Origin of the sequence: Paraburkholderia sp. NMBU_R16, assembly GCF_013282575.1 — a bacterium.
Taxonomy (GTDB): Bacteria; Pseudomonadota; Gammaproteobacteria; order Burkholderiales; family Burkholderiaceae; genus Trinickia.
This window is the reverse complement of sequence record NZ_JAAAYE010000112.1, coordinates 1-6,360: the sequence shown is the minus strand read 5'-3', so window position 1 is coordinate 6,360 and position 6,360 is coordinate 1. Positions and strand designations below refer to the sequence as shown.

6 protein-coding genes are annotated in these 6,360 nt (G+C 59.1%); 1 reads left to right on the top strand and 5 read right to left on the bottom strand.

The genetic code is table 11. The features are described from left to right. Positions 1-144: 144 nt before the first annotated feature. Positions 145-642, top strand: coding sequence for a hypothetical protein (locus GWC77_RS26620; RefSeq protein WP_173262131.1), 498 nt, complete (start codon positions 145-147; stop codon positions 640-642). A 424-nt stretch (positions 643-1,066) separates the two neighbouring features. Here the strand turns inward: GWC77_RS26620 and GWC77_RS26615 are convergent, their stop codons facing one another. The 5 genes from GWC77_RS26615 to GWC77_RS26595 form a co-directional block, all read right to left on the bottom strand. Continuing rightward, entirely contained in the window at positions 1,067-1,564 is a 498-nt protein-coding gene (locus GWC77_RS26615) for a hypothetical protein (RefSeq protein WP_254367197.1), read from the bottom strand. Between the two features lie 75 nt (positions 1,565-1,639). Beyond that, the gene (locus GWC77_RS26610; RefSeq protein ID WP_173262128.1) at positions 1,640-2,137 is read right to left on the bottom strand and encodes a spore coat U domain-containing protein; all 498 of its coding nucleotides are present in this window, start codon (positions 2,135-2,137) and stop codon (positions 1,640-1,642) included. Then, positions 2,134-4,479, bottom strand: a complete 2,346-nt coding sequence (locus GWC77_RS26605; protein ID WP_254367196.1) for a fimbria/pilus outer membrane usher protein — start codon at positions 4,477-4,479, stop codon at positions 2,134-2,136. The genes GWC77_RS26610 and GWC77_RS26605 overlap by 4 nt, the downstream gene beginning before the upstream one ends. Further along, on the bottom strand, positions 4,457-5,290 hold the full coding sequence (locus GWC77_RS26600) for a molecular chaperone (RefSeq protein WP_367949122.1): 834 nt from the start codon (positions 5,288-5,290) through the stop codon (positions 4,457-4,459). Before GWC77_RS26600 ends, GWC77_RS26605 begins: the two co-directional genes overlap by 23 nt. A 44-nt stretch (positions 5,291-5,334) precedes the next feature. Continuing rightward, positions 5,335-5,823, bottom strand: a complete 489-nt coding sequence (locus GWC77_RS26595) for a spore coat U domain-containing protein (RefSeq protein ID WP_254367198.1) — start codon at positions 5,821-5,823, stop codon at positions 5,335-5,337. Positions 5,824-6,360: the final 537 nt, after the last annotated feature.

Below are 6,360 nucleotides of genomic sequence, written 5' to 3'. Positions count from 1 at the left end.
TCGTCATTCATCGCTTGGCTTCATGTCGCCAACTCAGTTCATGCAAGACTGGCTTACGGCTCAGCGGACAAAGGATACGGCTGCATAACTCGGGGCCTCTGGAAGGCGAAAAACCGAGGGAAGCTCAGAATATAAGGAAGAGCTATGAAAATTCGGCGTTTGAGCATCTACTTGGTTGCCGCAGTCGGCATTGCTGGATGTGCGAGTCCGTACGTCCCACCGACATCGGGAGCCACCGCCCGCGTTACCTTCAAGAAATACAAGGATTCGACCACCGGCATTCAAATCTACGACAAGGCCGAAACGTGTACCTCCCGACATAACGTTGCACTGCTTCGTTCCGAGCCAGAGAAGAGTATCGTCGTGAAAGCTGATGCCCCGCTATCGATTACGATGAGCGTAGATAAAGCAGTCATCCCCTTGCCGATTGGCTTCGTCGTTCAGGGATGCACCCCAACTGCGACATTCGTTCCGGAAAACGGCGTTTCCTACACAGCCGAATTGGTAACCGAACGTCATATGTGCTCAATCAAGGTTACACGGTTCGACTCCGATAATGCGGCCAACCCAACACCGGCAGACGCTGTCAGAATCAGGAAATGGAAGCGTGGCCTCGACGAGGGCTCTTCCTTTTGTGACTGAATCGGCGAGGACTTCGCCAGAGCAAACGTCATGTCCCGATCTTGGCTGACGGGCAAATTCCGAAACAGCTTCGACTCAATGGCCCGTGGGTACTCACCGCGGGCTAGCCCGCCGGCTTTGGGCTCGTCAATGTTGTGACAGGCCGGATCCCGAAATGTCCATAGAGAAGATTTCGGTCCGGTTTTGTCCACCATATGTGATGCCGACGAACGTTACCATCAACGCCGAGTCATCTACCGCGTAGGCGAGGATAGTCTCGCCTCCAATATTCCACGTTCGAAGCCCAGCCATTAAGTCGCCCTGACTGGTGCCGCGATTCGGAAATGAGGCGAACGTTTCGCACGTATCGAAAACGGTGGACCTATAGCGGTCGATCGACGCATCAGAGCAGATCATGGTCGATCATGACCGTCCCCTGACGTGGCTAATTGGGTTGCGCGCTCATTGCAAACGGCCAAGCATACGTCCCATCCTTGACCTTCTTCGCGAGCATGAGTCGGTAAGTGACTTTAAAGCTTGTGCTCCACCCGCCATAGGTCATGTTGATCTTGCCGCCGGATGCGGGAAGGACGACGGTCGCGCCGAGACCCATGACCTGGATCGAACTGAAAATCTGCTGGTTTGCCGCAGACACTTGAAAAAGTAATGTGTACCCGGCGCGATCGTTGGTCTGTACCGAAAGCTGTGTGCCCGAGGGGTTAGCCGCATCGGGAATATCGACGTAGCCCAGGTTGACATCCTTATTGGTGATCACCAACTGCGCGGGCTGCGTTGCGGCAATCTTCACATAGGGTTGCACGACAGTAGCCACCGCTAGCGATTTTGTCGTTTGTTTCGCGTCGCCGACCACCGGGGCAGTAACCATCAAAAGCATGGCAATCGCCACCGCGCCTTTACTAAACATCCGCTCGCTGTCGTTCATAGTTCCACCTGGTCTCGTTTGGCGCTAGCACTCACTGACGACCCGCAACCGCACTCCTGAATAGAGCTGTCGGAATCAGTAGGTCAACGTGATCGTGATCGAGTCGCTGTATGTTCCCGGCGCAACATTCTGGTTACCGGGGATCAGTCCGTACGCCGTCAACGTTGCGGACTTACTGCTTCCGAGAGCGACGGGAATGGTATTGGTTGGCCCCCAGACGGAGGTCCTCGCCGCATCGGTATAAAGGTTGTAGCGCAGCGTCTGCCGTACGCCGTGGATGTCGGTGTACCACATCTGCCGATCCGACTGGTTAGTCGAGTTCCCCGCGCTCGCGCTAAGCGCGCCGGAGACCTGTGCGGCACTGCAATTCACGGTGATGGTGACAGCGCCGTTACTTACCGGGTTTATCGTGTCATAGAGACCAAACGCCAACCCCGACGCACTGACCGAGCAACTCGTGGCCCCCACGGCCGCGTGCGAGAAAAGCGCGGCCGCCGCACAAACCGCAAAGTGTGCAAGCGCACTGTCAGTTCCATGCCCTCGCGCCGCGCGAAAGCGATTGCGATGTTTCATCGTTGAACTCCCTTGCATAAGAACGTGCCCAGATCAGGCAGCGGATCGTCGCCAGGCGAAAAAGGCACGGTGATGTCGCAACTCTGTCCGAGCCATGTCGCGCGCAGTGTGTTGCGTTCGGACAAACCAGTGAGATAGACGATACCGTCGTGCCCGGCGGGAAACTGTTCGGTCTGCCCGGCTACGCTGACAAGTGCGCCAGCCGGCAGATGAGCGCCGTCTTCCAGGTCGATCGTCAATGTCGCACCGTGCGAGCGCGTTACGGGGAATTCGAGCAATATGCCGCTGCGGTAATACGGCACGGCATCCATCTTCAGCGTGCCGATCTTCGCGTCGAATGGCAGGTCGGCTTGCTCGATCGAAACCGGATTTTTTTCGTAAGCGCGCAATCTGGGCAGCAACGCCTCGCCGTTGGCGTCGGTATGTCCGACCAACTGGTTATCGGCATAGACGCCTACATTGGCAAACCCTGGCACCTTCACCACCGCGAAACTGTCGGTGATCTGCCGGCTAAGATGGGTGCCTCCGTCGAGCAACGCGAGACCGCCCGAAACGTTCGCGCGCACGCCGGTCTGTCCGTGATTCGCAGCGGCTTCGACGCTATAAGTACCGACTCTATTTTGCAGGTCCAGTCTCGCATCTTGCGTTGCATTGCCTGCCTGCAGCGAATAGCCGTATCCATCGCCCACTGGAAGGCCTCGCTGCAGTTGGGCGACGACTTCGTTTGCACCGGGCTGGTGGGTCATTGCAACGGACGTCGTCATGGCGTTGCCGAGCGGCAGCGTCCAGTTCAGGCCCGCTATCACGCCGGCGCTGCCTTTCAGGGGCTTGCTCACGGCGACATTGACGAATCCGAGGCGCGGCAGCTGAACGCTATAGCTCAACGATACGATCTGAAGCTTGTTGTTATCGCGGTTGTCGGCGAAAACATGTGCGATACCGAAAGACCCGAAGCGACCGGCAACCACCCCCGCGTTCAGACTCGTCAACAATCGAGGAGCAAGCACACCCGGATCGAGGCCCAATTGCGCAAAATGCGGGCTAGCCCATTGCACATGCGCGCCGAAGTTGAACAGGTTCGATTGGCTTTCGAGGCCCAGGGTCGCAAGATTGCCTATGCCGTGTTGGCTGTGGCTAGCCGCCACCGATACGTTGACGACGCCGAACGGCGGAGCGAGCAGCACGCCTCCCACGCCGATGTTTTGTTGGGACGCTTGAGCTTCGCCATGCACTTCGGCCGTGAACCAGTCGGTCAAGCCTTTGCGGTGGGTGGCGCTGGCGAACCATCGCCCGTAGTCGTTGCTTGCCAAGCCGAAGTCGCGGCGGACCGACCCAAGTTCGTACGAGAAATCCTGGAGCCCTTTCGCGAGCAAGTTGGAACTCGCATAAAAGGCCTGCGTAATGACTTGCTCGCGGCCCATCACGTCACGCACCACGACGCGTACGTTGCCTTCTCCCGTAACGACCGGCACATTGTTGATGGAGAAGGGTCCGGGCGCCACGTCGCGTCTGGACTGCAGGTTGTTGTTGACGTAGACGTCGACAGTCGATGGCAACACCGCTTGACCGCTGACGCCCTGCAGAGGCAGCGTGATAAGACCGGGCTGAGTGAGAAAGTTCGTGGAGTATTGAATACCGCCGAAACGCACCGCGCGTCCCCACATACCAGCTCGATTGATTCCGTCGCCAAGCCGGATGCTCGTCAGCTTGTCCGGCTGATCGATGATCCAGGCCGTATCGAGCCGCGTGAACCGGCGCGTCGAACCCGAGTCGTCGGTCAGGAAGCTACCTGTTCCTACGCCGAAGCGATTGAACAAGCCAAGTTCGAACAAACCGGACGAGTGCGTCTGACCCGCTGCACGCTCGGCAAGCAAATCGTAGTTGAGAAACCCTCCGATCCCAGGCCGTACCGCCACTGCTCTGTCTTTGCGCGTCTCGTCAAACGAGGCGCCCATGAAGGCTTGCGGGGGGACCGTGATCGCCAGCGTGAGGTTGCGCTCGTCGGCCAGGTACGTGAGGCCCGGGATCGACTTGAGAGGATAAAACGCCTCATCTTTATGGCGCAGCGCCGCGACATCGGGCGCTTTCAAGCGCCAGCGCTTCAGGTCATCCCCAGCGGCATAGAGCGCGCCGTCGTCGACTTTCAGGAGCATTGCCGTTTCATCCATGCCCTGCTGGTTGATATCGATTTGAAACAACAACTCCTCGATATCGACGCTCGCCGGCTGGCGCGATGCCGCAGGGTCTATTGGCTCGTCCGCGAGTGTCATACCCGAGTTGATTAAGGTCGAGATCAGCACGATGACGACACGTGTCGCATTACCGGTCGCCCGGCGCCACATTCGAATCGATGTCGCCCGCATCGGAATAACCCGTCAAATGCAATCCGGCCGCAGCGGGCGGCGTCGAGCCTGAACTGGAAGTGAATGTCAGCTGACGGGACTGTCCCGGCAGGATGTAGGCAAATTGACCATGCGTAGCGACTGGGCGATCATTGCCTGCGGCGGATAACGCAAGGTTCGCGACCTGCGCGTGGGCCGTTCCGTCGTTCCTCACGACGAGCTTTAACGTCCCGTCGCTAGCCGGCTCTGGAGCGGCTTGCCAATGCAGTATCGGAGCGCTTGCGCCTTTTGGCTTGATGAATACGGGCAAGCTCATTTCCAGCGCAATCTGTACGCCCGCAAAACCTGGTTTGGGCGCAGCCGGTACTTCACGCAAATAGAGGCGGTAGCTGATTTCCTGCCCGGCGGTGGGCGGGCGCCGCAGCCCGATGCGAATCACCTGTGAAGCGCCCGCCGGAATCGTGAAGATCGGGGGCGCCGCAAGCAGATCCGTCGTCTGAGTGTAGATATCGTCGTTCGCGTCCTGTGACCAAGCCGCCGTGCGCAGTTGCACGACCACGGGTTCGTCCGCCGACTCGTTCCTTACCGTAAGGGCAATACTCGGATGCGCGGCCGACAGCTCGACGCGCACCGGCGACACGGTGAAGTTTGCTGCTTGGCTCGCCGCGCAGCCGGTCGCGAGGACAATTCCCGCAGTCCATTTAGCCACGTTATGCAGATACGTTGTCATGGACACGCTGCACATAAGATCTCCTTGCCTGGCTAAGCCCAGACCAAGCAACCGCGTTGGGTCGCCGCTTCTAATGTTCACGCGCGGGGAGAGCGACCAGGACGCCGATCGCGCTCCCCGTCTCGTTAAAACGTTACGGTGACCGTCACTGTGTCGGCGTACGCACCGGGGACGGCAGTGGGCTGGTCCGGAATCTGGCCATAGACCGTTTCCGTAAGCGTGTTTGCGCTCGCCATGCCTGCGCCCGTGCCGGAGAGCGTATCGGTGCCCACCGTATTGCCCCACACGTTCTGGTGACCGGCGTCCCGGTACAACGAATAGTTGAGCGTATTGGAACCGTTCTTCATGATGCGAGTCGCCACCGTCGCACCACTGCCACCGCCAGCATCGAGCCCGACGTTGAAGGCGGTGTTGTTCGTGCAGCGGACCTTGATGGCCGACGTAGCAGTCTGGGCACCGCTACCGGGAATGAACGCCGAGAATGTCAGCGCGTCGGCCGAATCGATCACGCATGAAGCGTTGACCGTCGCCGCAACGCCAAACGTGGTAGTGGTGGACGCAGCGGATGCGCCGGCTGCGGCCGACAACAGCGCTGCTGCGATCGCAGCATGCATCAGAACAAGTTTTTTCATTGCAAACCCTTTTAAGAAATTGAGACTCATAACCCATCGAGACAACGCCTTTGCTGATCCCGTGCCGTCTCGGCGGTACTTTCCGGGCCATGATGGTTGCGAACAACATTGGGAAGACGTCTTCTTCGCGGATCACCCCCTTTCGAGTCCATGAAGTCATTGCGAGCGCAGCCAGCAGGCGCGCGCGCCCGATATGCAGAGCTATCAGAATTTGCGGGCGAGTCTCGCCGCATGCAGGCGTAGCGCATGCACGTCGAAAGGCGGGCGCCGTTGCATCGAAATGCAGGCGCGCCGTCTATCCATCAACCGGAAGCGGCAGCCGCGACGATCATGATGATTTCCCCGTATCCGAAGCCCTGGTCAAGAGCTCGTTGATCAATTGATTTTTGGCAGTAAGCGCCTCGCGAAGGCCGTCCGCTATCCGGCGCGCACGTGAGGCATGATCGGGTATCGGGCGCTCGTGTTGGCGCGCTGGCAATCAGCCCGTGGAGGCAGGTGGGCAAGACTTCCCTGGCAGCT